Genomic DNA, 25,632 nt, shown 5'->3' on the forward strand with positions numbered 1-25,632 from the left:
CGCCGGCCCGATTTTTCGGGTCAGGAGGATAAGCAGTTGAAAGCGTAGAGAAATATTTTAGATTTACGCTTGACACATCATCGTTCCAAGCCAATAATGCGCGCCACTTGGCTACATAGCTCAGTTGGTTAGAGCATAGCATTCATAATGCTGGGGTCCGGGGTTCAAGTCCCTGTGTAGCCACCAAGTACTAAAAACGGCTTACCGAAAGGTAGGCCGTTTTTTTATGCCTCGAGAAAAGTACCCTGAATCCCATGGGTCCAGGGTGATCCGCGTCAGGTACGAATCGTCGGCAATGCCGACAGCGCCCGCTCCCAAATCTGCCACGTCCGCAACCACACCATCGCCTGCCAGTCGTTGTCGGCCGGATAGAACTGCTCCAGTAGATTCAGTTTGATCCCGCGCGCCAGCACACCCGTCAGATCGCCATGCAGATGCAGCCAGTGGTCATCGCGCAAATGACGATGCACGTCTGCCCCCGGATACGTCCCGCACTCAATCACAAACGGCATCAACCGAACCCTCGGCAACGCGTCGATCAACGCCTGCGAGGTGTAGCCAGTCGCCGTTGCCGCCACACCGGTTTCACTCAAGGTGTCGGCCCCGGTCAGCAGCGTGTACAGCCACGGCCCGTAAATGGCCTGCGCATCGGGCAGCGCCGGATACGCCGCCTCGGTGATGGTCAAAAGCATCGGATGACCGTACTCGCCGGCCCCCGTGTGCAAGTCGAAACACATGGCCACGTCGGCATGGGCAATGTGATTTTGCAGGATGGCGTGCAGTGTGCGGTTCGACCAACTTGGCGCCAGCCCACCGAAAAACAGACCGTCGGGATGACTGTGCTGGCCGCCCTCGACAATCGACATCACCGCCGGCCAGCCATGTTGGCGGATTTGCGCGTCGAGCAAGGCATCGGCGCGCTCACGCTCAGGACCTTGCAGCTCGGTGCACGCGTAGATGTCATGCAGCGTCGCGTAAGCCTGATTGTCCGGCAACGGCCGTTCGAAATTCAGGTGATTGCGGTTCAGGTCGATGTTGTCTTCGTTAACCCGCCGCAGCCAGGCGGTGCCCCACGGATTGATCAGGTGAATGAACACCACGGCCACATCCGCCGGCAGTGAGCGCTTGCCCAAGTCCTGCATCCATTTGATCTGGCAACTCGACCCGTAGAAGCCTTCGACGCCATGGGTGCCACTCAGCGCAATCAGCAATCGCTTGGCGCCGGGATCGCCCAGCACCGCCACGTCGGTACTCAAGGGCTCGCCGAAAGGCCCTTTGAGCGGGTGCGGGTATTCGGTCAACGTCGCACCGGCCTCAGTGGCGGCCGCGAGGAACAGCTCTCGCTGATTACGGTAACTTGGCTGAGTGGGAAACTCGGTCTGCATGTCTGCCTCTTGTTGATCTTCTGGCCCGTCTATTGCTCTCGACCCTACAGAAAATCCGTCGACTCATGAAGGACCAAAGCAGCTTTACTGTAGGCCCTGGTTTGCGTCATGCCGAGTCGGCCGATAAAGTCCCGGTAACTTTCCCCACGGACGGAGTGCCTCAACGTGTTCTCAGCCTTCCATTTGAGCCGCTATCGCCGCTCGGCCCTGTCGCTGATCGTCGCGACGCTGACCCTCACCGCCTGCAACGCCCCACCGACATCGACGTTGCCTGTGGCACCCGAAAGCGCCTCGGGCTATCGCACCGACCTGCAAACCCGACACGCCTCCAGACACATGGCGGCAGCGGCCAATCCGCTGGCGGCCGAAGCCGGCCGGGCGATGCTACGTCAGGGCGGTTCGGCGATCGATGCCGCGATTGCGATGCAAGCGGTACTGACGCTGGTCGAGCCGCAATCCTCCGGCATTGGCGGTGGTGCATTGATCGTGCTCTGGGATGGCAAGGCGGTGCGCACCTTCGACGGTCGCGAAACCGCACCGGCCGGCGCCACCGAGAAGCTTTTCCTGAAGTCCGACGGCACACCGATGGCGTTCACCCCGGCGCAGATTGGCGGGCGCTCGGTGGGCACGCCGGGCGTGTTGCGAGCGCTTGAGTTGGCGCACCGCAAACACGGTCGTCTGCCGTGGGCGAAGCTCTTCGAACCGGCCATCAAACTCGCAGAACAAGGGTTCGCCATCTCGCCGCGCCTTCATCTGTTGATCGCCTCGGACTCATCCATGCGCAGCTCGCCGGACATGGTGGCCTACTTCCTGAATGCGGACGGCAGCCCGAAAGCCGCCGGTACGTTGTTGAAAAATCCGGCATTGGCCGCCGTGCTGAAACGCATTGCCAACGAAGGGCCTGACGCGCTGTACAAAGGCGCCATCGCGCAAGAGATCGTCACCAAGGTTCAGGGCCACACCAACCCCGGCAGCTTGTCGCTGAACGATCTGCAAGGCTATCAAGCCAAGGAGCGCGCGCCGCTGTGCACTGACTACAAACGGTGGCAGGTGTGCGGCATGCCGCCGCCATCATCGGGCGGGATCGCCGTGGCGCAGATCCTCGGCACCTTGCAGGCCCTGGAAACCCGCGACCCGCGCTTCGCCCTCGCGCCGCTGAAACCGCTCAAGACCGAAAAACCCGCCGGCACCGAGCCCGACCCGCAAGCCGTGCACCTGATCGCCGAAGCCGAGCGCCTGGCCTACGCCGATCGCGCGCAATACGTGGCCGACGCTGACTTCGTGCCCGTGCCGGTCAAAGGGCTGGTTGACCCGGCCTATCTGGCCCGCCGCGCCGCCCTGATCGGAGATCGCAGCATGGGCGTGGCCAAACCCGGTACCCCGCCGGGTATTCAGGTCGCCTACGCGCCAGACCGTTCGCCGCTGCGCATCTCCACCTCACAAGTGGTGGCGGTCGATGATCAGGGCGGCGCCGTGTCCATGACCACCACCATCGAGTCCGCCTTCGGCTCGCACGTGATGGTCCAGGGCTTCCTGCTCAATAACGAGATGACCGACTTCTCGTTCATCCCCGAAGAAAACGGGCAAAAAGTTGCCAACCGCGTTGAGCCCGGCAAACGCCCACGCTCCTCCATGGCGCCGACCCTGATCTTCGACCGCCAAAGCGGTGAATTCCTCGCCACCATCGGTTCCCCTGGCGGCTCGCAAATCATCGAATACGTGGCCAAATCCACCATTGGCCTGCTCGACTGGGACCTCGACCCGCAAGCCGCCATCAACCTGCCCAACTTTGGTAGCCGCAACGGCCCGACGGAGCTTGAGCAGGGACAGTTCAGCGCGGAGCTGATCCAGGCGTTGAAGGACAAGGGACACAGCATCAGCGAGATTGACATGACCAGCGGCACCCAGGCGATTGTTCGGGTCAAGGACGCGCAAGGAAATGCGTCATTGGCTGGAGGGGCTGACCCTCGGCGTGAAGGACAAGCGCTGGGGGATTGATTCCTGCGCGGGAATAAAAAAGGGCTTACCGGGAGGTAGGCCCTTTTCAATCCCGGATGTCACCACTCGCAAACATTCAGCTTAGCGCGAGATCTTCAACGCCTGTCGCGCCTTGTGCTTGTCCAGGGCCAGATCGATCAAGCGGCTGACCAGATCGCTGTAGGTCATGCCGGTGGCCTGCCAGAGCTTGGGGTACATGCTGATCCGGGTGAAACCGGGCAGCGAGTTGATCTCATTGATCAGCACTTCGCCGCTGTCGGTGAGAAACACATCGACCCGCGCCAGTCCGGAGCAGCCCAGCACCTGGAATGCCTCGACGGCCAGAGCCCGAATACGTTCGCTGGACTCGACACTGATCTCAGCCGGTACCACGACCTGTGCCGCCTGGGCGTCGATGTATTTGCTGTCGTAGGAATAGAAACCGCTGCTCACCACGATTTCGCCACACCCGCTGGCGATGGCGTCTTCGTTGCCGAGCACGGCGCATTCGATCTCACGGCCACTCACGGCGGATTCGATCAGCACTTTTTCGTCGAAACCCAAGGCCAGTTCCACGGCCGCCTTATATTCGGCTTCGTCACTGACCTTGCTCACGCCTACGGACGAGCCTTGGTTCGCCGGTTTGACGAACAGCGGCAGGCCGAGTTTGCCCTGCACCTCAGCGAACCCGGTACGCGCTGCCGTGGCGCGGTTCAGGGTCACGAACGGCGTCACCGCCAACCCGGCGTCGCGCAGCAGGCGTTTGCTGATGTCCTTGTCCATGCACACCGCCGAGCCGAGCACGTCGGAGCCAACAAAGGGCAAGTCAGCCATGCGCAACAGGCCTTGCAGGCAACCGTCTTCACCCAGGGTGCCGTGGACAATCGGGAAGATCACATCAACGTGCCCGAGCAGTTCCTGACCGGAAGTTTCCACCAATTGCTGACTGACCTTGCCCGGCACCACCGCCAGTTCACGGTTGGACTGATTGAGCGCGATCAGGGCCGGATTTTCCTGATTGAGCAGGAAGTTCGAAGGGTCGTTGAGGTGCCAGTGACCTTGTTTGTCGATGCCGATCAACACCGGCTCGAAGCGCGAGCGGTCCAGTGCATCGACAATGTTCTTCGCCGATTGCAGCGACACTTCATGCTCCGCCGAACGACCACCAAAAATAATCCCTACCCGCAATTTGCTCATTCAAAACACCTCAACGATTGGCCACCCGCCGAACAGCAGAGAGAACCTTGCAACATTCGCCCACGGTTTTCCACCCGTCCAAAGGGTTTAATCGCAGAGCAGACAGCCAGTCGATCACTGGGGTAACGTGTTCTTCACCGCGTTCGAGACACCCCCACCATGGCCAAGCAAACGCCTCCCATCGACTGGTTCCACCGCGCGCCCGACGTGGGCGGCCTGCAACGTTTCGAAGCGTTTTTTGCAGGGCACGGCTACGACCTTCATCGCCACGACACCTACGCCATCGGCCGAACACTGGCCGGTGTGCAGAGTTTTCAGTACCGCGGCGGATGGCGCCACAGCCTGCCGGGCGGGACCCTGGTGTTGCATCCGGACGAAGCCCACGATGGCGAGGCCGGCACCGAAGCCGGTTTCAAATACCGAATGATGTACATCGAACCGGCGCTGATCCAGCAGATGCTCGGCGGGCAACCGCTGCCGTTCATCAAGACCGGATTGTCGACCGACCCTCGCCTGTTCGCCGCCACCGACGCGCTGTTGCGCAGCCTGGATTGCCCCCTCGACCCTTTGGAGGAGCAGGACGCGCTGTACGATCTGGCGCAGGCTCTGAGCAGCGTTTCGGGAACGACTTCCGCCCGCCACCAGAGCTTCGACTACGTGGCTGCGGAGCGTGCGCGGGAATTCATTCACAGTGCGCTGGATCGCACCGTGACGCTGGAGGAGCTGGCGCACCATAGCGGTCGTGATCGCTGGAGCCTGTCACGGGACTTTCGCCTGTTGTTCGGCACCAGCCCTTACCGATACTTGACCATGCGGCGCCTGGACCTGGTGCGTTCTCTACTGATCCAGGGCCAGTCGCTGGTCAGCGCCGCGTTGATTGCCGGCTTCACCGATCAGAGCCACATGACCCGGCAATTCAGCAAAACCTACGGCCTGTCGCCGGCCCGCTGGATGAAAATGCACCGTCGCTGAGCCACGCACAATCGTACAAGAAGCAGACCTGAGCGCTGGTTATCGTGGGTTCACGATCAACCACGGGAGACACTTCATGTCCGCTTACAAAAGCCTGAACTTCGCTGAAAAAATCGCCCGGATCGATGCGCACTGGGCGCCCCGGGTCATCGCCGAAATGAACGACTACCAGTTCAAGGTGGTGAAGTTACTGGGGGATTTCATCTGGCATGACCATCTGGAAACCGACGAAACCTTCATCGTGCTCGAAGGCCAGTTACGCCTCGAGTTTCGTGATGGCTTCGTGTTGGTCAACGCCGGCGAAATGTATGTGGTGCCCAAAGGGGTGGAGCACAAACCCTCTGCCGAGCAGGAAGTGAAGCTGCTGCTGATCGAACCCAAAGGCGTACTGAACACCGGCAGCGAAGGCGGTGAGCGAACGGCGGTCAATGACGTGTGGGTGTGAGGCGTTACGCCAATGTCTTGCCGTCCACCGGGTCGCCGATCATCAGGAAATGCCCGCCCGCCACATGGTGCAAGGTGCGCAAGGCGTCATGCCCTTCGAAGTGCCAGCGGCCGTCGCTGAAGACCCGTTCATCTGCCTGGGCGGCAATCACCTCGGCCAGGAACAGGTCGTATTGCTGATGATTGGTGGGCTCTGGCAGCAGTCGACATTCCAGCCAGGCCACGCAGCCCTCGAGCATAGGAGCATCGATCAGTTCACCACTGAAGGTCTGCAAACCATAGGCCTGGAACTTGTCCTGACCTTGGCCCTGGGTCAATTCCAGGCCGGACGTCGAGCCAACAGTCTGGGTGATATCGGCCTGAGCGACGCAGGGCACGTTCAGCACGAAGGTGCCCGAGGCTTCCAGCAGTTGTCGGGTCCAGGTGGACTTGTCCAGCACCACGGCAATTTTCGGCGGTTCGAAATCCAGCGGCATGGCCCAGGCCGCGGCCATGATATTGCGCTGGCCGTCATGGGCGGCGCTCACCAGGACGGTCGGCCCGTGATTGAGCAGGCGATAGGCCTTGGACAAAGGAACCGGGCGGCGATGGGAAACGCTCATGGTGTCTGCTCCTGGGAAAAGAGCCGATTGTAGCGATTTCCACCGCGATGGCAGGTATCAAGTCGCCAGTTGATTGGCAAACTGCCCGACCGCGTTCACCACTTTCTGCGCACCGTCCTGAATCTCGACGATCACCGTGCCCGCTTCCGCCGCCAGCGCCAGGCCTTGTTCTGCCTGAAGCTTGCCGTCGGTCATCAGGGCCACGGCATTACGCGCCATCTCCTGGTTCTGACGCACGACACCGACAATCTCATCAGTGGCCTGGCTGGTGCGGGACGCCAACTGCCGGACCTCGTCCGCCACCACGGCAAACCCCCTGCCCTGTTCACCTGCCCGAGCCGCCTCGATGGCCGCGTTGAGCGCCAGCAAGTTGGTCTGTTCGGCGATGCCGCTGATGGTTTTGACGATAGTGCCGATCACCAGCGATTGCTCGTTCAAGGCCTCGATGCCATCGCCAGCGGTCTGCATATGCCTGGCCAAGTCGCGCATCACGTCCACTGCCTGAGTCACCACGGCCGTACCGCGCTGGGCACTCTGATCGGTTTGCTGAGAGGTGCTATACGCAATGTTGGCCGCTTCGGCCACGGCGTTTTCCTGATTGACCTGATCGGTAATCACGGTGGCGAACTTCACCACTTTGTAGAGCGTGTTGTTAGCGTCAACCACCGGGTTGTAGGACGCTTCCAGCCAGACCAGACGACCATGGCTGTCGACGCGCTTGAAACGGCCGGCAACAAACTCACCGGCATTCAGGCGTCGCCAGAAGTTCTGGTACTCGGCGCTGCTGGCCTCCTGCGACTCACAGAACGTGCGGTGATGTTTGCCCTTGATCTGCGCGAGGCTGTAACCCATGCCACTGAGGAAGCGGTCGTTGGCCGTCAGCACGTTGCCATCGAGGTCGAACTCAATCACCGCGGTCGAACGCACCAGCGCACCGATCAGGTTCTCATGCTCACGGGACGCTTCGATGGTGCGGGTCAGGTCGCTGGAGTAAATCGAGAAATGTTTGATTCGGCCGTCCGCCGAGCGCACCGGCTGCACAATCGAACGCAACCACGCCTCCTTGCCGTTGCCCCGCAGCAAACGCACGGCCCCGGCGAAATGCTCGCCACGGGTCAGCGCATTCTGGAAGCGGCGGTGGAATTCGTCGGATTTGACATGGGCCGGGACGATCTCGTCGATGTTCCTGCCGATCAGGTCGCCGCTCTTGTAGAACATTTCACCCAGGAAGTTCTGGTTGGCCGATTGAATCCGGCCATCGGGATTAAGGGTCAGGACCAGCATCTCGCTTTCCAGACTGTCCTTCACTTGATGAAGGCTGGAGAGTTCTTCGCGAAGAGCCGACAGCTCCTGCTTCAAGCGTTTGTTGAACATGGGAAAGCACCGATGGACTGGGAGAGAAAGCGGCATGCAGCCTAGCCATCGGCGGTACGGTTCTTTTCTGAAGAGTGTTTCAGGGTTGTCCTACAAAAATAGTTACGGTCACACGCTGCGATTACATCGCGCCAGCGGCCGCGCAATGGCCGGCTCTGGGCAGGCGTGCGCCAAAATACGCCGCGCTGCCCACACCCACTGCGCCCATGACCGCACAGAAGATCACGCAGATCCACGGGCTCCACGGCATCAGACCAATCAATAACAGTGGTGTGATGCTCGCCCACGCGGCGTAAGCAATGTTGTAGGTGAAGGAAATGCCCGAGACGCGAACCCGCGCCGGGAACAGGCTGACCATCACCGACGGCACCGCGCCGACCACTCCGCAACTCAGACCGGCAACCGCGTAGGACAGAGCAATCCAGTGACCACCCGTAATCAGGCTGGTATAGAGCACACCAATCCCCAGCGGCAGCAGCAGGCTATAGAGCATGACCGTGCGCCAGCCGCCGATGCGGTCGACCAGCAGCCCGGCGAGTACACAGCCGATGTTCAGGAACACGATGCCCAACGCACTCAGGGCGAAGGTATGGCTGGCGGTCATGCCAAAGGTTTTCTGCATCATGGTCGGAGTGATAACGACAAACACCACCACCGCCGAGGTCAGCACGCAGGTGAGGATCATCGCCGGCAACATTGCCAGACGATGTTCACGCAAGACCGTGCGCAGCGGCAGCTCGACGGCGGCATCACGCTGGGCCTGCATTGCCATGAACACCGGGGTTTCACTGAGCCAGCGGCGCAACCAGACACCGATCACCCCGAACACACCGCCCAGGAGGAACGGGTAACGCCAGGCGAAATCGAGAATTTCCGCCGGTGTGAACGCCTGTGCGAGGAAGGTCGCCGTCAGCGCGCCAATCAGGTAGCCAAAAGTCAGCCCGGCTTGCAGGAAACCGAGGGCATACCCGCGATGCCCGGCCGGCGCGTGCTCGGCGACGAACACCCAGGCGCTCGGCACTTCACCGCCCACCGCCGCGCCTTGCAGGACACGTAGCGCCAACAGCAGCAGCGGCGCCCAATAGCCGATCTGCGCGTAGGTCGGCATGATCCCGATCAGCAGGCACGGCAGCGCCATCATCAGGATGCTCAGGCTGAAGACTTTCTTGCGCCCCAACCGGTCGGCGAAATGCGCCATCAGAATTCCGCCCAACGGGCGCGCCAGATAACCGGTGACGAAGATCCCGAAGCTTTGCAGCAGGCGCAGCCATTCGGGCATTTCCGGCGGGAAGAACAGTTGGCTGAGGGTCAGGGCGAAGAACACGAAAATGATGAAATCGTAGATTTCCAGCGCGCCGCCAAGGGCCGCAAGACCGAGAGTCTTGTAATCCGAGCGGGTAAAAGGCGTCGGGCGCGAAGGGATGTTGGCAGTCATGAAAAAGAACTCTGCAGCCGGTAAAAAACCAAGGCGCCCATGGTCTACGCAAACGCGCCCATGGACAAGCCGTTAGACCATAGTCCTGTTTTGGTAAAGTTTCGTCACAAGTCAGCAGCGGTTGATTTACTGTTGGCGTCTGTCCAGACGGGCCTTTGCAGCCCGAAAGACCACAATAAACATAAAAATTCGAGGTACCCCCGTGGCCGCTGATATCGAAGATACCCGCTCCGCCCGCTTTGCCCTGCGCTGCTCAAGTTTTGCCGAACGCTGGTTCCCCGACTCCTGGGTATTTGCCGCGCTGGCGGTAATCATCGTCGCCGTCGCCACTCTGTTCATGGGCGCCAAACCGACTGACGCCGCCATGGCGTTCGGTGATGGATTCTGGAGCCTGATCCCCTTCACCATGCAGATGGCGTTCGTGGTCATCGGTGGCTATGTCGTCGCTGCCTCGCCACCCGCCGTGAAACTCATCGACCGCCTGGCACGTATCCCGAAAAACGGGCGCTCGGCCGTGGCGTGGGTCGCCTTGATCTCCATGGTTGCCTCGCTGCTGAACTGGGGCTTGTCGCTGGTGTTTGGCGGTTTGCTGGTGCGCGCCCTCGCCCGCCGCGTCGATCTGAAAATGGACTACCGCGCCGCCGGCGCCGCTGCCTATCTGGGTCTTGGCGCAGTCTGGGCCCTGGGTCTGTCGTCGTCCGCCGCCCAACTGCAGGCCAACCCGGCCAGCCTGCCGCCGTCGATCCTGTCGATCACCGGGGTGATTCCGTTCACCCAAACGATCTTCCTGTGGCAGTCCGGCGTAATGCTGCTGGCGCTGATCGTGGTCTCGCTGATCATCGCCTACGCCACCGCGCCAGGCCCTAACACCGCCCGTGACGCCAAGGCCTGCGGCATCGACCCGAGCTTCAATCTGCCGCCATTGGCCCCGCGCACCCGCCCGGGCGAATGGCTGGAACACAGCCCGCTGTTGACCCTTTTGCTGGTGGCACTCGCGGCTGGCTGGCTGTTCCACGAGTTTTCGACCAAACCCGCGATCAGTGCCATCTCCGGGCTGAACACCTACAACTTCCTGTTCCTGATGCTCGGCGCGCTGCTGCACTGGCGTCCGCGCAGCTTCCTCGATGCCGTGGCCCGCGCTGTCCCGACCACCACCGGCGTGCTGATCCAGTTCCCGCTGTACGGCTCGATCGCCGCGTTGATGACCACGGTCAAAGGCACTGACGCCCAGACCCTGGCGCACCACATCTCGACCTTCTTCGTCAGCATCGCGTCCCACGACACCTACGCGTTCCTGATGGGCGTGTACTCGGCGATTCTCGGTTTCTTCATTCCGTCCGGCGGCGGCAAGTGGATCATCGAAGCGCCGTACGTCATGCAAGTCGCCACGGACCTGAACTACCACCTGGGCTGGGCCGTACAGATCTACAACGCAGCCGAAGCGCTGCCGAACCTGATCAACCCGTTCTACATGCTGCCGCTGCTGGGCGTGCTCGGGCTGAAGGCGCGGGACTTGATCGGGTTTTCGTTTGTGCAATTGCTGGTGCACACGCCGCTGGTGTTGTTTCTGCTGTGGGCGCTGGGGACGACGCTGACGTATACGGCGCCGGTAATGCCTTAACCCGATCCAACAATCACCATAAAACAACTGTAGGAGCGAGCCTGCTCGTGATAGCGGTAGTCCATCCAACATTGATGTGACTGCCAAACCGCTATCGCGAGCAGGCTCACGCCTACATTAAGAACTTTGCTGCACTCAAGACTGTAACCCTTCTGTCACATCCCGCTGCTAGCGTCCGCCGAAACATATTGCAACAAACTCAGCTAAACGGGACTTGGCATGACTGACGATAAAGACAACATCGACGTTCCTTCTCCCGACGCAGATGCGCCCACCGATACTAGCCGCCGGCGCTTTCTCGGTGGCGTTGCGGTGCTGGGTGTCGGCGCAACGCTGAGCGCTTGCGGCAATCAGGGGGATGAGCCGGGCAAACCTGTCGAACACCCACTGTCCCCGGCGGAATTGGACAAAGCCCTGCACGACCAGGTGAAAACCGTGGTGGTGATCTATGCCGAGAACCGCAGTTTCAACAATCTGTTCGGCGATTTCCCCGGTGTCGAAAAACCGCTGTCATCCCTCCAGCCTGGCGAGTATCAACAGCGTGATCGCGATGGCAGTCTGTTGCAGACGCTGCCACCGGTATGGGGCGGCGTTTTGCAGATCGGTCCGCAAACCCTGGATGGCGTGACGTACCCCAGTGAAACCCAGTTTCAGCAGCAACTGCCCAACGCGCCGTTTGCCCTCAAAGGCCCGAACGCTGAAGACCTGCCGTTTGGCTTGGTGACCCGCGATTTGTGGCACGTGTTCTATCAAAACCAGATGCAGATCAACGGTGGCAAGAATGACGGTTTTGTCGCCTGGGCAGACTCCGGCGGCCTGACCATGGGCCATTACGCGCAGAGTCGTTATTCCCTGCGCTTGTGGGACGTCGCCCAGGAATTTGTGCTCTGCGATAACTTTTTCCAGGGCGCTTTCGGCGGTTCGTTTCTCAACCACCAATACCTGATCAGCGCCACCGCGCCGTTTTATCCCGATGCGGCCAATTCGGTGGCCAAGGCGCAAATCGCGGTGCTGCAAAGCGACGATCCGACGGACCCACGGCTCAAGCCTTTGGATAAATCCCCAGCCAGCGCCATGACCGGCCCACCGCAATTCGGTCCCAGCGCTTTGACCCCGGACGGCTACGGCGTCAACACGCTCGCGCCGCCGTACTGGCCGACGTGGATTCGCGACCCTGACCGCCCGGCCTACGCCAAACCAGACTTGCCGAACGTGCTGGTCCCACAAACCCACGAGCACATCGGCGACAAGCTCTCAAAGAAAAATGTCGACTGGGCCTGGTACGCCGGCGCCTGGCAGGCGACGCTGGATCAGTTCAAGGACTCCGGTGGCATCCCGAAGATCCCCAACTTCCAGTACCACCATCAGCCGTTCAACTACTTCAAACAGCTGGGCCCGGAGAACCCGGCCGAACGCAACAAACGTCTGCGCGACGCCGGCCTGGGCGATGAATCGAGCACCAACAAGTTCTTCGCCGATGCCGAGGCTGGCAAACTGCCTGCGGTGAGCTTCTACAAACCCCAGGGCAACCTGAACATGCACGCCGGTTACGCCGATGTGGCGTCCGGTGATCGGCACATCGTGCGCGCCCTGAAAGTGCTGCGCGAAAGCCCGCTATGGAAAAACATGGTGGTCGTGGTTACGGTCGATGAAAACGGGGGTTGGTGGGATCACGTTGCACCGCCCAAAGGCGATCGCTGGGGGCCGGGATCGCGGGTGCCGGCGCTGGTGGTGTCGCCCTTCGCGCGCAAAGGCACGGTGGACCACACGGTCTATGACACAGCGTCGATCCTGCGTTTGATCACTCGGGTGTTCGGGCTGGAGAAGCTCGACGGGCTCAAGCAGCGGGATGAGGCGATGATTGCTCGGGGCCAGAAACCCATGGGCGACTTGACCCATGCGCTCAGGTTCAGCTGAGCAATTATCGGCCGATCTGCTTTAGTACGGTGGCCTGCGATCCACGCGGGCCCACGCTGAAAAGGATCTGAGCATGCTGAAACTCACAGGACTCACCTTTGCCGCCCTCGCCCTGAGTGCCGCCGCCCACGCCGATGTCGATCTGAAACTGGGCAGCACCGAACGTGTTACCCGGCTTTTCGCCTACCCCAACAACTGCAATGTGATCTGCTTTCGCAACTGGACGCTTGAACAAACCGTCGAGCATTACCTGACCCAAAGCGTGCAACGCGATGGCTACAGCACTGCAAAAGTGCGAGTAAAGACCGATAACCATCAGCTCTACGCCGACATCAGCGGCGTACCAAAGGGTTACGAAAAACCGCTGGCCGCGTTACTCGATGCCGGCGATCTGGCCTACACCGGTGCCAAAAAACTCAATGCCGACAGCAAATGGGCCTACAACTGGTACTTGTTCCTGCCGTTGGGCATGGCCCTGGAAAACCGTAAGAGTGTCGAATTGCTGCACTTCCCGCCGGATTACTCCCTGACCCAGGCTCAGGATTACCTGCGCTCCGCGACCACGGATCGCTGGGCCACGTTGCTGACGGATAACGGCATCCCCGCTGACCAGACGCCGGGCTATCAGACCATCATCGACATCGCGCCCATTGCCGCGCCGGCCAGCGCCGGCAAGGACCTGGAGGGTGTCTACGGCTACTTCACGGATTACCAGACCACCATGGTCAAGGACGTCAGCCAGAACGCCAAAGGTGCGGCGCTGCCGATGGTCGCCTTTGGCGCGCCAGTGCGTAACTGGATCAAGCAGCAATATGGTGTGACCGTCGACGTGCTGGGTCTGGCGATGATCAGCCCGAAGAAAGGCCTGAACGTGCCGGTATTGGGCTCGAACCATCCGAGTTACATCTGGTACGCCGCCAACCCGGACAGCTATACCGGCGACGATGCTCAGGCGAAAGCCGATGCTGCGGGCCTGGCCGTCATGGGCCAGGATTTGAGCGCCGCGTGCTGGCAAGCCGGCATGGGCAGCACACCGGGCAGCGACCCTGCTGCCCAGCTGAAAAGCTGCACACAAACCTGGCAAGTGACCCAGAAAGAAAAAACCTGCGAGTTGTTCTACACCTCGATCCGCAACCTGACCCCGGAACAAGCCGAGGCCAAGTGCGCGACAACGCCAATCAAGGCCCAACTCCAACAGCTGCAAGCTCCGGCGCCCGCAACAGCGATTCCGGCACCGGCGCTGTAATCACCTTGCGCGTCAGCAAAGGCTGACGCGCACTCCCCGACCGGCTTAAAGCTTCTCGACCGGACGCAGACGGTATTGCGGCGGCAGTTGCTCAAATCCGCTGATGGTCGTGTTCAGGCTTTTCCAGCGACCGTCCTTGATGCCGTAGATGCAGCCATGGATCGACAGCGGCTGCCCACGGTGCCAGGCGTTTTGCACGATGCTGGTGTGACCGACGTTCGCCACTTGCTGGATCACGTTGAGCTCACAGAGACGATCGACCTGTTCTTCTTCAGTCGCCAGCTCGGCCAGTTCTTCGCGCTTTTCGTAATAAAGGTCCCGGATCGAGCGCAGCCAGCCGTCGATCAGGCCCAGCTGACGATCCTGCATCGAGGCGCGTACGCCACCACAGCCATAGTGGCCGGTGACCAGGATGTGTTTGACCTTGAGCACGTCCACCGCGTACTGAATCACCGACAGGCAGTTAAGGTCGGTGTGCAGCACCACGTTGGCCACATTACGGTGTACGAACAGGTCGCCCGGCAGCATGCCGACGATCTCGTTGGCCGGCACGCGGGCGTCGGAACAACCAATCCACAAGTATTCCGGCGTCTGTTGGCGGGCCAGCTTGGAGAAGAAGTCCGGATCTTCCTGTTTGATCGCTTCAGCCCAGCGTTCGTTGTTATCAATCAGATCTTGTAATTCGTTCATGCTGTAAAGCCTCAAGAATGATGCGCAGGTTTGACAAACAACCGCCCGTCGAGGTCACGCGCTTGATGCAAGTATGACCGGTGGAATTCTCAGGAGCCCAGTGGGTCAACCCTAGTAAGGCCCACAGTATGAGGAATTGCCATGACTGAATCACGACGTCCGTACGATGCGGTGCAACCTGAGCCGATCGACGACAACGAAGACCGCATGGGCTCGATGCAAGAGCTGGATTTCGATGAGGAAGAACCCAGCGCCAAAATCGGTGACGAGTTGCCCGAAACCGAACGCGAACGGCTGATGCCTCGCGAGCGCGTGCGTGAAGCCGGTATGACGGGGGCTTCGACCGATGATCACGAGTCTACCGATGATGACATGAGCCCGGAAACGTTGATCCATGAAGATGGCGCGCGGGATGCCCATGAAGCGGGTGACGGTGATCAGGCGGATTGGGATTTGAGCATTGTCGATGAAGATGACATTGGCGGGGGGAATGGCCTGGATGAGGCGGAGATGGCGCAGCGGGATCCGATGGATAAGGATCGGTGATCTCTATCGCCTGATTTGACGCCATCGCGAGCAGGCTCACTTCTACGGTTGATTTATGTCTGTCACAGAATTTGTTGACTACACAGATCAACTGTAGGAGTGAGCCTGCTCGCGAGGCTCTAAAGAAGGTCAGTCGACCAGGGTGCAGGCCATGACCACGGCGTCTTCCCGACCACCAACAGCCGGGTAGTAATCCCGACGCCGGCCAATCTCGTTAAACCCGTACCGCTCATATAAGCGAAACGCCGTGCGGTTGCTGTCGCGAACTTCCAGAAAACACTCCCGCGCCTCAGCCTTGTAGGCAATCGACATCAAATGCTCCAGCAGCGTCAAACCCAGGCCACGGCCCTGATTTTCCGGCTTGACGGTGATATTGAGCAGATGCGCCTCATCCAGAATGATTTGCACCACGCCGTGGCCGACCTGCTGCTGCCCTTCGAACATCAGCCAGATCTGATACTTGCCCAGCCCGTCGAGAAAAATCCCGCGAGTCCAGGGATGGCTGTATGCCGCGTATTCGATTTTCAGTACAGCGTCCAGGTCCGCCTCGGTCATCGGGCGGAACGATACAGCGTCACTCATTTGATTCTTTCCAGCGCGCCATCAGCCGACGCATGGCTTGCCAGACATCAGCCTTACGCTGTGGCTCTTCCATTAATAATTCCAGACCCGGCAGGGCCCAGACCGAGCCCAGGCCTTCGACCTGGAGTTCGCGGTTGAACGATTCGGCGTTGGCTTCACCGGCAAAACGCACCGCCGGCAGGCCGATCAGCCACACGCACACGCATGGCGCGTCTTCGATACGCGCCGAGAGAAAGCCTTGGACGAAGTCGCGCGCCGCTTCCGGGCCTTGATCCATGGTGCCGCGAGCCAGCAGCGGCCAGCGTACCGGTTCGCCGACGATCTGTGGGCTGTCCGGCAGACCGGCGGCGCGCAGCATGTCCTTGAGCAATAAATAGGCGGGATCGCGAGTCTGGAACGTTTCGCCTGTGGGTAACTCCACCAGCAGCAGGCAGCGACCGGCGCGCAACAATTGCAGGGCGAAGCGCGGTGGCGGCACCTGCACAACCTTGGCGACGACCGGAGCCGCCTCTTCTTCGACCTTGGCGTTGGTGCGCGTACTGGCCAATGAAGGACGCGGCACCTCGATCTTCACCCGTTCGGCCGGTTTGACCAGCGGTTCCACGGGCACATCAGCCACAGGCGCAGGCGCAACCGGAGCCATTGGCGCGACGACCAACGGCTCAGGCATCTCCAGCAGCTCGGGCCGCGAAGGCGCGGCAAAGGGCAATTCGGTGCGCGGCAGCCAGTTGACCACCTGCATGGCGGTCAAATAAGCGCGGCGACGGGACTCGATAAGCAAAGGTCGGCCACTTGTGGATAACTAATAGTGCGCTGATTCTACCGCCCTTCGCTCAAGATCGCCCGCCCTCGATCGATAGAAAACCTACTGTCTGTCCCGAGAGTGAATCGACACGCCTGCGATGCAGTACAATCGCGGCTTTTAATCGTCAACCAGCCGGCCATTCCGATGATCGAACCCAAGCGCGTCTTGCGCGCCCTCGCTGAACACTGGGCACTTCTGGAGCCACTGTGCGAGCACTTCGACCAAGGCACCTTGAGCCTCAACGAACTGCGTTCACAGTTGGCCGCCCAGCAACTCGACAGTACGCCGCAGGACATCACCAGCCTGCTGGACGTGTGGATCCGCCTCGACATTCTGGTGCCCGTGGCGAAAAGCCCGAACCGGTTCGAGCTCAATGCGCAGATTCACGACTTCCTCGCTTACCTGCGCCGTGAGCACCGTCTAGGCCTGTGCCTGGAAATCGAAGCCTACCTGCGTCACCTCGAGCGCCTGGCCGGTTACATTCAGGACGCCTTTGACATACGCGATGGCCATGATCTGGCGCGCCAATTGCGCTTGCTCGATATGCGCGTACGCGACGTACTGAAAAAACTCGATAACGATGAACAAGCATTGGTGGCCGTCGCCGAACGGGCGAAAACCAGCGATCGGCAGATCCCGTTGCGTCAGCGTTACGCTGAAGTGCTGGCGACCTGGGACGAATACGTCGAACCGATGATCGAACTGGTGAACGCCGACGGCGCCTTCGAACAAGGCGTACGCAAGGTCGAAACCGTACTGCTGAAGATGCTCAGCGAGCAGCAGCGTCTTGGCCATCTGGTCGATGACGACATGCTGCTGCGTACCCACGCCCGTATCCTCGAAATGCAGACCAGCGCCCAATTGACCCTGCGTCATGCCCGCGAACTGCTGCTGCCGCTGCGTGAAGAAGCCCGTCGCCACAATGCCGTGACCCGTGGCGCCGCGTTGGCCTTGTCGGCCATTCGTCGCAAAGGCATCGATGCCGTCCCGCAAGCCGCGATGCCGATGTTCACCCGCCCGCAAAGCACGTTCCTCGGCAGTGCGAGTCAGGTCGAAGCCTACGTGTATGCGCTGGCCCGTTTCGAACCGAAACCGGCGCGTTTCCCCAAAGCGCACAAGACCCAGAAAGGCGAAGCCCCGCGCGCGCCTCGTACCGTTCGCGAAATGCTCGAACGCTGTGAAGACGCCCTGCCGATGCCGGACCTGATGACCTGGCTGCTGGAGCAGGAACCGGACGGCGCGACCGACGAATTGCTGTACTGGTTCTCGCGCCTGTCGCGGGAGAAACGCTTCAAACGTGAGCGTCTGGAACGCCGCGAATACCACACTCATGAGCATCAGGTCAGCCTGCGCTCCTTCGCCCTGCTCTCGGCCGGCGACGCCGCCGAGGATTCTGCGAGCATCCCACATGCATCTTGATCTAAACGAACTGTCCCAGCTGGCGCCGATCTTTCGCGAGCTGTTCAAGGGCTACCACGTCAGCCGCCGCGACCCGGAGCTGTACGCGCAACTGTCGAACTTCCAGGACCAGTACCGCACGCTGTTCAAGGCCTTGGGGTTTGAGCTGGTGTGTGACACCCGTGGTTTCTACTACTTCGTGCCGGACCTTGCTGCTGCCGCGGTGAACAAAACCGCGCAACGACTGGCGCTGTTCACCTTCATCCTCGTCGAGCATCTGGCGGATCAGGGCCGCGACCCGGTCGCCGTACTCGACGGCGGCAGCCTCGGCCGCGATGAATTGCCGTCCTTGCTCGAAAAGTACCGCGACCTGTTTATCCAGGCCGAAGTACAGACCGTCGAAGAACTCGAAGAAAAAATCATGCGCCGCATGACCCAGCTCGGTTTCGCCGGCGAGGAAAACGGCATCTACCGTTTCCTGCCGCCGATGCACCGCTTCCTCGATGTCTGCCTGTCGGTCCAGCAGGACCGTGATCTGGCGGCCAGCCTGCACAGCGTGTTGCCATTGCCGGTCCCCGTGCTGATCGATGACGACAGCGATGAAAAATTGCTGGAAACCGACGATCCGCTGGACCTCAGTGACTTCGAAGAAGAAAGCGAAGAAGACGCCATGGCCCGCGCCATTGCCGAAGAACAGGAGACCGACGCATGAGCAAGGAACGCTACGGCATTCGCCGTTTTGCCCTTTTGAACACCGCCGGTTACAGCCTCGGTCTGTTTCCGCTGGAAGAGCCGCTGTCGGTCTACGGCGCGAACAACCTCGGTAAATCCGCCTCGATCAACGCCTTGCAGTTCCCGATCCTGGCGCGCATGTCGGACATGAGTTTCGGCAAGTACAGCCTGGAACAATCCCGACGCTTCTACTTCGCCTCGGACACCAGTTACATCCTGGTTGAAGTGTCGCTGCCCCACGGCCCGCACGTGATCGGCGTGGTCGGTCGCGGCCCGGGCGGTGGTTTCGGTCACCAGTTCTTTGCCTATGCCGGCAAGCTGGATCTGGCGCATTACCAGAAGAACGACACCTGCCTGCGCCAGAAAGAACTGTTCACCAACCTTGAACGCGAAGGCCTCAAAGCCTACGAGTTGAAGCCTGATGAGCTGCGTCGTTTGCTGGTCGGCGGTCACACCTCGATCCCGCTGGACCTGACGCTGATCCCGCTGCGTTCCACCAGCGAGCAGAGCCTGAAGACCTTCCGCGCACTGTTCATCAACCTGCTGCACATGCGCGAAATCACCGCGGCCAAGCTCAAGCAACTGTTCCTCGATGCGTTTGAGCACAGCCTGCGTTCCGGCAGCGTCGACTACATCGCCGCGTGCGAAGAAGCGTTCCGCGATGTACGGCGCATGGAGCAGGATTACAACTCGCTGGTCACTGCCGGCCCGCTGGTTGAAGCACTGGCCGCCGGCGTGGCCCAGCGCAATATCCTGCGCGGCAAATTGCACCGCATCTCGCCGCTGCTCGATTCCCTGCTTGGCACCTGGTCGGACTACGCCAGTGCGCGCAAGGAAGAACTGACGATTCAGGCCGAGCATTACCGCAACGAGCAGGACGCGCTGCAAAACGATCAGCGTGGCGGCACACAAGAACTGATGCGCCTGGAGCGGGAAATCACCGGCATCCAGCGCTGGCTCGGCGAGTTGTCGGTGCTCAAGCATCGCTTCGCGTTGGTCGATGACGTCAAAGTGCTGGAGCAACAACTGCTGGCGGCCAAGGACGCGCACGATGAACTGGCGGGTGCGCTGGCACAGTCGCGGCAGTTCTCTGCCGAAGATCTGGAAGAGCGTCTGCGTGACCTGGAAAAACGCCTGAAGTCGGTCAAGCAGCAACTCGATCACGCCGACAACAACAGCTACGCCCGCCTGCGCGAAGAGTTCTCGCAACAGGACGTCGAGCGCCTGATGCGTCTGTTCAACAGCGCCTTGTTCAGCCTGCCGCTGGGCGAACACGGCATCACGCTGGACGAGGACGGTCAGTGGGTCAAATCCATGGAATTGATCCTCGACGGTTTCAAAGGCGAGCGCTTCGAAGTGCCGGGCCTGTCCATCGACATCTCGCACATCGAGCCGCCCGCGCTGCAAGCGTTGGCTGACCGCGCCGCGTTGCGCGATCAGAAAGAGCGCCTGGACAAAGAACTCAAGCAACTCAAGACCCAACAAGCCGTGGCCGCCGACCGCGCCGCGAGCAAGACTCAGACCGAAGCGCTGTACCAGCAAGTGCTGGATGCGCAGAAAGCCCTGGAAGATTTCCGTCGCGCGCAAACCCTGAGCGCTGAGGAAGGCGACAAGCTTGAGCAACTGGCACAGATGGAAGCGGCGCAGGACGAATTGAAGCGTTCCAGCGATGCCTTCACCGAACGCGTCCAGCAACTGTCGGCCAAGCTGCAACTGGTCGGCCGTCAGATCGGCGACATGGAAGCCAAGCAACGCACCCTCGACGACGCCCTGCGCCGCCGTCAGCTGTTGCCGGCAGACCTGCCGTTCGGTACACCGTTCATGGACCCGATCGACGATTCCATGGACAACCTGCTGCCGCTGCTCAATGACTACCAAGACAGCTGGCAGGGTTTGCTGCGCAGCGACGGTCAGATCGAGGCGCTGTACGCGCAGGTCCGCCTCAAGGGTGTGGCCAAGTTCGACAGCGAAGACGATATGGAGCGTCGCCTGCAGCTGCTGATCAACGCGTACGCGCACCGCACCGACGAAGCCCTGACGCTGGGCAAGGCACGCCGGGCGGCGGTCACGGACATCGCCCGGACCCTGCGCAACATTCGTAGCGACTACGACAGTCTCGAGCATCAATTGGCGTTGTTCAACCGCGAGATCAACAAGCGTCAGGTGTCCAACCTGCAAAGCTTCCGCATCGTGCTCGCGCCGAACAAGGAAGCGCTCAAGCACATCGACCAGATCATCCACAGCGCCGGCCAATACGAAGAAGGCGAAACCCTCTCCGTGTTCGACCTGAGCCAAAGTGCCGATCAGGACAACAAGAACGAAGAAGCCAAGGAATACCTGGCGCGGCTGGTGGCCGCCAACCACAACCAGCTGGGCCTCAAGGACTTGTTCGAACTGGCGTTCGAGATCACCAAGGTCAACGGTCAGCCAGTCATCCACACCGACATCGACGGCGCCGCGTCCAACGGCACCACAATGACCATCAAGGCGCTGACCAACATGTACCTGTTGCTGCACTTGATGGACCGCGACCAGGCCGGTCGCGTGCGCCTGCCGTATTACCTCGACGAGGCGGCGGACATCGATGAGAAGAACCAGGCAGCGTTGCTGGAAACCAGCCTGCAACTGGGCTTCGTGCCGATCCTGGCGAGTGTGAAGCCGCAGGTTTGCGCCAGTGTCGCGATTGACCTGGAAGGTGGCAGCGGGCCGAACGGGATCTACATCGATGAGGCCGACTGGAAGTACATTCGCCGTCATGACGAGGTGAAGGCGAGCGTTGTGGCGCAGGCGGATGAACCGGAGCTGGATGCGGTTTGAGTTAATCCGTTAGATATGAAAAGGCCGCGATCCAATGGATCGCGGCCTTTTTTGTGGGCCTCATCGCGAGCAGGCTCAGTCCTACATTAGATCTGTGTAAACACAATTCAATGTGGGCGAGCTTGCTCGCGATGGCGGCATCACAGGCACCAATAAACTATTTGCCGATTGCGATTTTCGGCGCCCAGGTCAGCCATTCATCTTCAAACTTGTCGAACAGCGGGAAGGTTTGCTCAGCTCGCGCCGGGCTGCCCATGCGATCGCCGTCCGGGGTGGCGAAGGCGATACCGCCCTGAATCAGGGTCTCCAGCGATTCAGTGCGCACCGTTGCGCCTTTGAACAAGCCGTAGTCAAAACCAAAACCACTGCTGTTCCAGAAACGCGTGCCGCTGCGCACCAGCGGTGCGTATTTCGGTTCGATCAGAATGTGCACCAGCACACGATCCGCTGTCTGGCCAAGTTCATATCCAGTGACCTTGCCCACGGTGATTTCGCGATACGTCACCGGCACACCGGTTTTCAGCGAACCACGGCGCGCGGCGCTCAGGACCAGACTCAAACCGGCTTCCTGCTTGGCCGTCTCTGGCGGATTGGCCAACGCGACGAAGTTCTTCTGTGGGCCGAGGTTCTTCGGAGCAGGTTGCACTTCGATGTATTGACCGGTCACCAGCGTTTCCAGATTGCGGGTCTTGATCAGCCCCAACTCAGGCTTGACCACCCAGAACTGAGTGCCCACCCGGGCAATGCGCTCCGGCACTTCGGTGATTCGTGCGGTGAGCATCACCGATTGCAGATCATCGGTGAGGTCAACGTCTTCGATCTTGCCGACGTCCAGCCCTTTGAATCTCACCGGTGTGCCGTTACGCAGGCCATCGGCGCGTTCGACCTTGATAGTGACCACGGTGCCTTTCTGATTGGCTTCGTCATGGTTGGCGAACAGACGGAAACGCGGGATCTTCTTTTGCAGCGGGGCTTTGGCTTCCGGGGTCTCAAAGGCGATACCACCGGCCATCAGGCTTTGCAGCGATTCACTTTTGACCTGGATTCCGCCGGTCAGTCCACCCGTGAGTGTGATACCGCTGGCATTCCAGAAGCGCGTCGAGGCGTTGACCAGACCTTCGTATTCCTTCTCGATGTGAACGCCGATCACCAGTTGTTTCTTGGTCTTGGAGAACTGATAGCTCTGCACCGAACCGACTTTGACCTGCTTATAGAGGATCGGGCTGCCAACTTCCAGGGACCCGAGGTTTTCGGTGAACAACACCAGGTGCAGGCCCGGCGAACGCAGGTCCAGCGGTGGCGCCTTGGGCCGTGCCACGAACTCGCGTTGCGGTGGGGAGCCTTTATCGCCAGGGCGCACGGCGATGTAGTTACCTTTGACCAGCGCTTCCAGGCCGGTGATGCCCGCGAGGGAAATCGACGGTTTGACCACCCAGAATTGAGTACCGCTGACCAGGTAATCTTCGGCCAATGGATCGAGGGTCAATTCGGCGGTGGCACCGGACAGGTCCGGATCGATCTTCAGCGCTTTCAGGTTGCCGACCTGGATGCCTTTGTACATGACCGGCGTGCGGCCAGCCTGCAATCCTTCGAAATCGGTGAGTTTGACCTTGACCCGAATACCGGCGGCAGCAGCGTCGAAGTCTTCGTAGAGACGGAACGGCAGGCTCGGATCGGTGGGTGGGCTGTCCTTGCGATTCTCCGGCGTGGCGAACGCGATCCCCCCGGCGACGATGCTGGCAAGCGACTCACTGCGAATTTTCACACCCGACAGGTTGGCGTCGATGCTAATGCCGCTGGCGTTCCAGAAACGCGTGTGTTTGCGCACCAGATTGGCGTAGGTGGGCTCGATGAACACTTTGAGCTCGACCGTACTCTGGTCTTCCGAGAGCACATAACTTTTGATCTGGCCGACTTTGATCTGCTTGTAGAACACAGGACTGCCACGGTTCAGTGAGCCGAGGCGATCAGCCTTGATGGTCAGGTGCAATCCCGGTTTGGCGTCGGACAGGGGCGGCTCTTCAGCCAGCGCCTTGAATTTGCGAGTGGGCTCGCCTTCACCGGGACTGATCGCCACGTAATTGCCCGACACCAAGGTTTCCAGACCGGTGATACCGGCCAGCGTCACGCTCGGTTTGACCAGCCAGAAGCGCGTGCTGGTCCTGAGGTATTGCTCGACATCTTTGTTCATCTCGATGGTCGCGATCACGCCTTTGGAAGCGCCTTCGTCATCGAGTTTCAGGGCTTTAACCTTACCGACGGACATGCCTTTATAGACGACTTCCGTCTTGTTGGCCTGGATGCCCTCGCCGCTTTCGAAGCGCACCTGAACCTCGATACCGGTCTCGTTATAGGCACGCCAGCCGAGCCAGCCGCCGATGATCAAAGCGATCAGAGGCAGAATCCAGATGGCTGACCAGTTCGAGGCCGGTCGGGTTTTCGCTGTAGGCAAATCAGTCATGGTCGTCGTCCGACTCCGTGTTATCCCAAATCAGTCGGGGATCGAAAGAAACTGCAGCAAGCATCGTCAAAATCACCACACTGGCGAAGGCGATAGCGCCAAGATTGGCTTCGATGCTGGCAAGCCGTCCGAAATTCACGACCGCCACCAGGATGGCGATCACAAAGATGTCCAGCATTGACCAGCGGCCGATGAACTCGATAAAGCGGTACATCCAGATTCGTTGGCGAGCCGAGAGAGGCTGGCGGCGCTGTATGGAAAACAACAGCAACCCGATGCCTACCAGTTTGAACGTCGGCACCAGAATACTGGCAATGAACACAACTGCCGCGATGGGAAACATGCCGTAATGAACCAGGTCAATCACGCCGGACATGATGGTGCTGGGGGCGCCCTTGCCGAGAGAGTTGATGGTCATGATCGGCAGCACGTTGGCCGGAATGTAGAGAATGGCCGCAGTTACCAGCAGCGCCCAGGTACGCACCAGGCTGTTTGGGCGACGGGCATGAACCAGCGCACCACAACGAGTGCAGACTTGCTCGTCGGTGTCAGCTTCCTGCTTGTTCAACTCATGGCATTCCGCACAAATCAGAATGCCTGCATCAATCGCCCGCATGGGCATCCTCTCCTGATAAAGCCTGCCAGATCTGATGAGGCGACATCACAACCTCCAACCCGACCTGAACCAACAGCAAACTGATAAAGCACACCAGACCAAGGCCTACGCTAATGGCTGCCATATCTGCCAGTTTTACGAACGCAACCAGCACGCCCATGAGGTAAACCTCGAGCATTCCCCAATCCCGTAGATGGTGATAAATGCGATAGAGCAACAGGCCGTAGCTGCGTCCGATATCAAAGCGAATGCTCAACAAGACGGCCAATTGGCAGAGCAGCTTAAGCAACGGGATGCCCATGCTGCACAGGAACACAATCACCGAGACGCTTTGCATGCCGGTGTCGAACAAGGCCACAACGCCGCTCCAGACAGTGTCGTTTGACGATTGCCCGAGTAGATTGAGCTGCATGATGGGTAAAAAGTTCGCCGGCACGTACAACAATAAAGCGGCGATCACCAAAGCGAGACTGCGCTGTACGACGTTGTGCCGATGGGCGTAGAGCTCATAACCGCAGCGCGGACACAGCGCTTTCTCTCCATGGGCGAGTTCGGGTTTGCGCATCAGCAAGTCGCACTCATGACACGCGACCAAATCGTCCAGCGGTAATTCTGACAGCCTTGCGGCGTCAACCGGATCTGACATAAAGGCTCTGTTCCGAAAAAGTTGGCCCTATTCTAGAGGCATGGGTCAAAAATAACTGCGCCAATTTGTGCGTTAAGGGCGAGTACTTTCTCGCAGGCAAAACAAAACCCCTACCTGCATACGCAGATAGGGGTTTCGGAATTTAATCTTGACGATGACCTACTCTCAC

General features: G+C 60.2%; 21 protein-coding genes, 1 tRNA gene and 1 pseudogene. 11 read left to right on the forward strand and 12 right to left on the reverse strand.

The features are described 5' to 3' along the window. Nucleotides 1-109 precede the first annotated feature (109 nt). A tRNA-Met gene (locus SB725_RS28970) sits at nucleotides 110-186 on the forward strand. An 89-nt stretch (nucleotides 187-275) separates the two neighbouring features. On the opposite strand, the gene SB725_RS28975 is transcribed toward SB725_RS28970, so the two are convergent. Beyond that, nucleotides 276-1,385, reverse strand: coding sequence for a DUF2817 domain-containing protein (locus tag SB725_RS28975; RefSeq protein WP_027925930.1), 1,110 nt, complete (start codon nucleotides 1,383-1,385; stop codon nucleotides 276-278). 165 nt (nucleotides 1,386-1,550) lie between these two features. Here SB725_RS28975 and ggt point away from each other — a divergent pair, with 165 nt between their 5' ends. After that, complete coding sequence (ggt, locus tag SB725_RS28980) at nucleotides 1,551-3,383, forward strand: gamma-glutamyltransferase (RefSeq protein ID WP_410922931.1); 1,833 nt, start codon at nucleotides 1,551-1,553, stop codon at nucleotides 3,381-3,383. An 81-nt stretch (nucleotides 3,384-3,464) separates the two neighbouring features. On the opposite strand, the gene ddlA is transcribed toward ggt, so the two are convergent. After that, the gene (gene ddlA / locus SB725_RS28985; RefSeq protein ID WP_027925928.1) at nucleotides 3,465-4,559 is read right to left on the reverse strand and encodes a D-alanine--D-alanine ligase; all 1,095 of its coding nucleotides are present in this window, start codon (nucleotides 4,557-4,559) and stop codon (nucleotides 3,465-3,467) included. A gap of 159 nt (nucleotides 4,560-4,718) precedes the next feature. On the opposite strand from ddlA, the gene SB725_RS28990 reads away from it, so the two are divergent. Continuing rightward, nucleotides 4,719-5,531 carry an AraC family transcriptional regulator gene (locus SB725_RS28990; RefSeq protein ID WP_059182158.1) on the forward strand — a complete coding sequence of 271 codons (813 nt, stop codon included), beginning with the start codon at nucleotides 4,719-4,721 and terminating at the stop codon, nucleotides 5,529-5,531. Between the two features lie 76 nt (nucleotides 5,532-5,607). After that, nucleotides 5,608-5,976 carry a cupin domain-containing protein gene (locus tag SB725_RS28995; protein WP_027925926.1) on the forward strand — a complete coding sequence of 123 codons (369 nt, stop codon included), beginning with the start codon at nucleotides 5,608-5,610 and terminating at the stop codon, nucleotides 5,974-5,976. 4 nt (nucleotides 5,977-5,980) lie between these two features. Here SB725_RS28995 and SB725_RS29000 read toward each other — a convergent pair whose 3' ends face one another. The 4 genes and pseudogenes from SB725_RS29000 to SB725_RS29015 all read right to left on the reverse strand — a co-directional run bounded on the left by SB725_RS29000 (nucleotide 5,981) and on the right by SB725_RS29015 (nucleotide 9,386). Beyond that, nucleotides 5,981-6,577 (reverse strand): flavin reductase family protein, encoded by a 597-nt coding sequence (locus SB725_RS29000; RefSeq protein WP_027925925.1) that lies wholly within the window; start codon nucleotides 6,575-6,577, stop codon nucleotides 5,981-5,983. A 57-nt stretch (nucleotides 6,578-6,634) separates the two neighbouring features. Then, nucleotides 6,635-7,243, reverse strand: coding sequence for a methyl-accepting chemotaxis protein (locus SB725_RS29005; protein WP_407692652.1), 609 nt, complete (start codon nucleotides 7,241-7,243; stop codon nucleotides 6,635-6,637). After that, nucleotides 7,223-7,987, reverse strand: a pseudogene (locus tag SB725_RS29010) (PAS domain-containing protein); the annotation flags it as partial. The pseudogene SB725_RS29010 and the gene SB725_RS29005, both read right to left, overlap by 21 nt. A gap of 85 nt (nucleotides 7,988-8,072) precedes the next feature. Then, entirely contained in the window at nucleotides 8,073-9,386 is a 1,314-nt protein-coding gene (locus tag SB725_RS29015) for an MFS transporter (RefSeq protein ID WP_059182155.1), read from the reverse strand. 202 nt (nucleotides 9,387-9,588) lie between these two features. Between SB725_RS29015 and SB725_RS29020 the strand changes: the two genes are divergently transcribed. The 3 genes from SB725_RS29020 (at nucleotide 9,589) to SB725_RS29030 (ending at nucleotide 14,170) form a co-directional block, all read left to right on the forward strand. Continuing rightward, nucleotides 9,589-11,007 (forward strand): short-chain fatty acid transporter, encoded by a 1,419-nt coding sequence (locus tag SB725_RS29020; RefSeq protein ID WP_027925922.1) that lies wholly within the window; start codon nucleotides 9,589-9,591, stop codon nucleotides 11,005-11,007. Nucleotides 11,008-11,226: 219 nt separating this feature from the next. After that, complete coding sequence (locus SB725_RS29025; RefSeq protein WP_410922932.1) at nucleotides 11,227-12,924, forward strand: acid phosphatase; 1,698 nt, start codon at nucleotides 11,227-11,229, stop codon at nucleotides 12,922-12,924. Nucleotides 12,925-12,997: 73 nt separating this feature from the next. Next, complete coding sequence (locus SB725_RS29030) at nucleotides 12,998-14,170, forward strand: hypothetical protein (protein ID WP_027925920.1); 1,173 nt, start codon at nucleotides 12,998-13,000, stop codon at nucleotides 14,168-14,170. A gap of 45 nt (nucleotides 14,171-14,215) precedes the next feature. On the opposite strand, the gene can is transcribed toward SB725_RS29030, so the two are convergent. Beyond that, nucleotides 14,216-14,860 (reverse strand): carbonate dehydratase, encoded by a 645-nt coding sequence (can, locus tag SB725_RS29035; RefSeq protein WP_027925919.1) that lies wholly within the window; start codon nucleotides 14,858-14,860, stop codon nucleotides 14,216-14,218. Nucleotides 14,861-15,001: 141 nt separating this feature from the next. On the opposite strand from can, the gene SB725_RS29040 reads away from it, so the two are divergent. Next, nucleotides 15,002-15,406, forward strand: coding sequence for a serine kinase/phosphatase (locus SB725_RS29040; RefSeq protein WP_410922934.1), 405 nt, complete (start codon nucleotides 15,002-15,004; stop codon nucleotides 15,404-15,406). Nucleotides 15,407-15,535: 129 nt separating this feature from the next. Here the strand turns inward: SB725_RS29040 and rimI are convergent, their stop codons facing one another. Then, nucleotides 15,536-15,988, reverse strand: coding sequence for a ribosomal protein S18-alanine N-acetyltransferase (gene rimI / locus SB725_RS29045; protein ID WP_027925917.1), 453 nt, complete (start codon nucleotides 15,986-15,988; stop codon nucleotides 15,536-15,538). Then, complete coding sequence (locus SB725_RS29050) at nucleotides 15,981-16,730, reverse strand: hypothetical protein (RefSeq protein ID WP_027925916.1); 750 nt, start codon at nucleotides 16,728-16,730, stop codon at nucleotides 15,981-15,983. Before SB725_RS29050 ends, rimI begins: the two co-directional genes overlap by 8 nt. A gap of 207 nt (nucleotides 16,731-16,937) precedes the next feature. Between SB725_RS29050 and mksB the strand changes: the two genes are divergently transcribed. The 3 genes from mksB to mksF are packed head-to-tail and all read left to right on the forward strand — an operon-like array spanning nucleotide 16,938 to nucleotide 21,740. After that, complete coding sequence (gene mksB / locus SB725_RS29055) at nucleotides 16,938-18,212, forward strand: Mks condensin complex protein MksB (RefSeq protein ID WP_032833673.1); 1,275 nt, start codon at nucleotides 16,938-16,940, stop codon at nucleotides 18,210-18,212. Beyond that, nucleotides 18,202-18,903: an Mks condensin complex protein MksE gene (mksE, locus tag SB725_RS29060; RefSeq protein WP_027925914.1), complete on the forward strand. Its 702-nt coding sequence runs from the start codon at nucleotides 18,202-18,204 to the stop codon at nucleotides 18,901-18,903. The genes mksB and mksE overlap by 11 nt, the downstream gene beginning before the upstream one ends. Then, entirely contained in the window at nucleotides 18,900-21,740 is a 2,841-nt protein-coding gene (mksF, locus tag SB725_RS29065; RefSeq protein ID WP_194940630.1) for an Mks condensin complex protein MksF, read from the forward strand. The genes mksE and mksF overlap by 4 nt, the downstream gene beginning before the upstream one ends. 157 nt (nucleotides 21,741-21,897) lie before the next feature. Here mksF and SB725_RS29070 read toward each other — a convergent pair whose 3' ends face one another. The 3 genes from SB725_RS29070 to SB725_RS29080 are packed head-to-tail and all read right to left on the reverse strand — an operon-like array spanning nucleotide 21,898 to nucleotide 25,463. After that, nucleotides 21,898-24,201, reverse strand: coding sequence for an intermembrane transport protein PqiB (locus SB725_RS29070; RefSeq protein WP_059182152.1), 2,304 nt, complete (start codon nucleotides 24,199-24,201; stop codon nucleotides 21,898-21,900). Then, complete coding sequence (locus tag SB725_RS29075) at nucleotides 24,194-24,817, reverse strand: paraquat-inducible protein A (RefSeq protein WP_027925911.1); 624 nt, start codon at nucleotides 24,815-24,817, stop codon at nucleotides 24,194-24,196. Before SB725_RS29075 ends, SB725_RS29070 begins: the two co-directional genes overlap by 8 nt. Beyond that, nucleotides 24,804-25,463: a paraquat-inducible protein A gene (locus SB725_RS29080; protein WP_027925910.1), complete on the reverse strand. Its 660-nt coding sequence runs from the start codon at nucleotides 25,461-25,463 to the stop codon at nucleotides 24,804-24,806. Before SB725_RS29080 ends, SB725_RS29075 begins: the two co-directional genes overlap by 14 nt. Between the last annotated feature and the right edge of the window lie 169 nt (nucleotides 25,464-25,632).

Source organism: Pseudomonas sp. SIMBA_041 (assembly GCF_046535095.1).
Taxonomy (GTDB): Bacteria; Pseudomonadota; Gammaproteobacteria; order Pseudomonadales; family Pseudomonadaceae; genus Aquipseudomonas; species Aquipseudomonas mucoides.

Coding starts and splice junctions, on each gene's coding strand:
- SB725_RS29050 (WP_027925916.1), bottom strand. CDS start 16,730: ATGCAGGTGGTCAACTGGCTGCCGCGCACCGAATTGCCCTTTGCCGCG.
- mksE (WP_027925914.1), top strand. CDS start 18,202: ATGCATCTTGATCTAAACGAACTGTCCCAGCTGGCGCCGATCTTTCGC.
- SB725_RS29080 (WP_027925910.1), bottom strand. CDS start 25,463: ATGTCAGATCCGGTTGACGCCGCAAGGCTGTCAGAATTACCGCTGGAC.
- SB725_RS29000 (WP_027925925.1), bottom strand. CDS start 6,577: ATGAGCGTTTCCCATCGCCGCCCGGTTCCTTTGTCCAAGGCCTATCGC.
- mksF (WP_194940630.1), top strand. CDS start 18,900: ATGAGCAAGGAACGCTACGGCATTCGCCGTTTTGCCCTTTTGAACACC.
- SB725_RS29025 (WP_410922932.1), top strand. CDS start 11,227: ATGACTGACGATAAAGACAACATCGACGTTCCTTCTCCCGACGCAGAT.
- ddlA (WP_027925928.1), bottom strand. CDS start 4,559: ATGAGCAAATTGCGGGTAGGGATTATTTTTGGTGGTCGTTCGGCGGAG.
- rimI (WP_027925917.1), bottom strand. CDS start 15,988: ATGAGTGACGCTGTATCGTTCCGCCCGATGACCGAGGCGGACCTGGAC.
- SB725_RS29040 (WP_410922934.1), top strand. CDS start 15,002: ATGACTGAATCACGACGTCCGTACGATGCGGTGCAACCTGAGCCGATC.
- SB725_RS28990 (WP_059182158.1), top strand. CDS start 4,719: ATGGCCAAGCAAACGCCTCCCATCGACTGGTTCCACCGCGCGCCCGAC.
- mksB (WP_032833673.1), top strand. CDS start 16,938: ATGATCGAACCCAAGCGCGTCTTGCGCGCCCTCGCTGAACACTGGGCA.
- SB725_RS28975 (WP_027925930.1), bottom strand. CDS start 1,385: ATGCAGACCGAGTTTCCCACTCAGCCAAGTTACCGTAATCAGCGAGAG.
- SB725_RS29015 (WP_059182155.1), bottom strand. CDS start 9,386: ATGACTGCCAACATCCCTTCGCGCCCGACGCCTTTTACCCGCTCGGAT.
- SB725_RS29070 (WP_059182152.1), bottom strand. CDS start 24,201: ATGACTGATTTGCCTACAGCGAAAACCCGACCGGCCTCGAACTGGTCA.
- can (WP_027925919.1), bottom strand. CDS start 14,860: ATGAACGAATTACAAGATCTGATTGATAACAACGAACGCTGGGCTGAA.
- SB725_RS29030 (WP_027925920.1), top strand. CDS start 12,998: ATGCTGAAACTCACAGGACTCACCTTTGCCGCCCTCGCCCTGAGTGCC.
- SB725_RS28995 (WP_027925926.1), top strand. CDS start 5,608: ATGTCCGCTTACAAAAGCCTGAACTTCGCTGAAAAAATCGCCCGGATC.
- SB725_RS29075 (WP_027925911.1), bottom strand. CDS start 24,817: ATGCGGGCGATTGATGCAGGCATTCTGATTTGTGCGGAATGCCATGAG.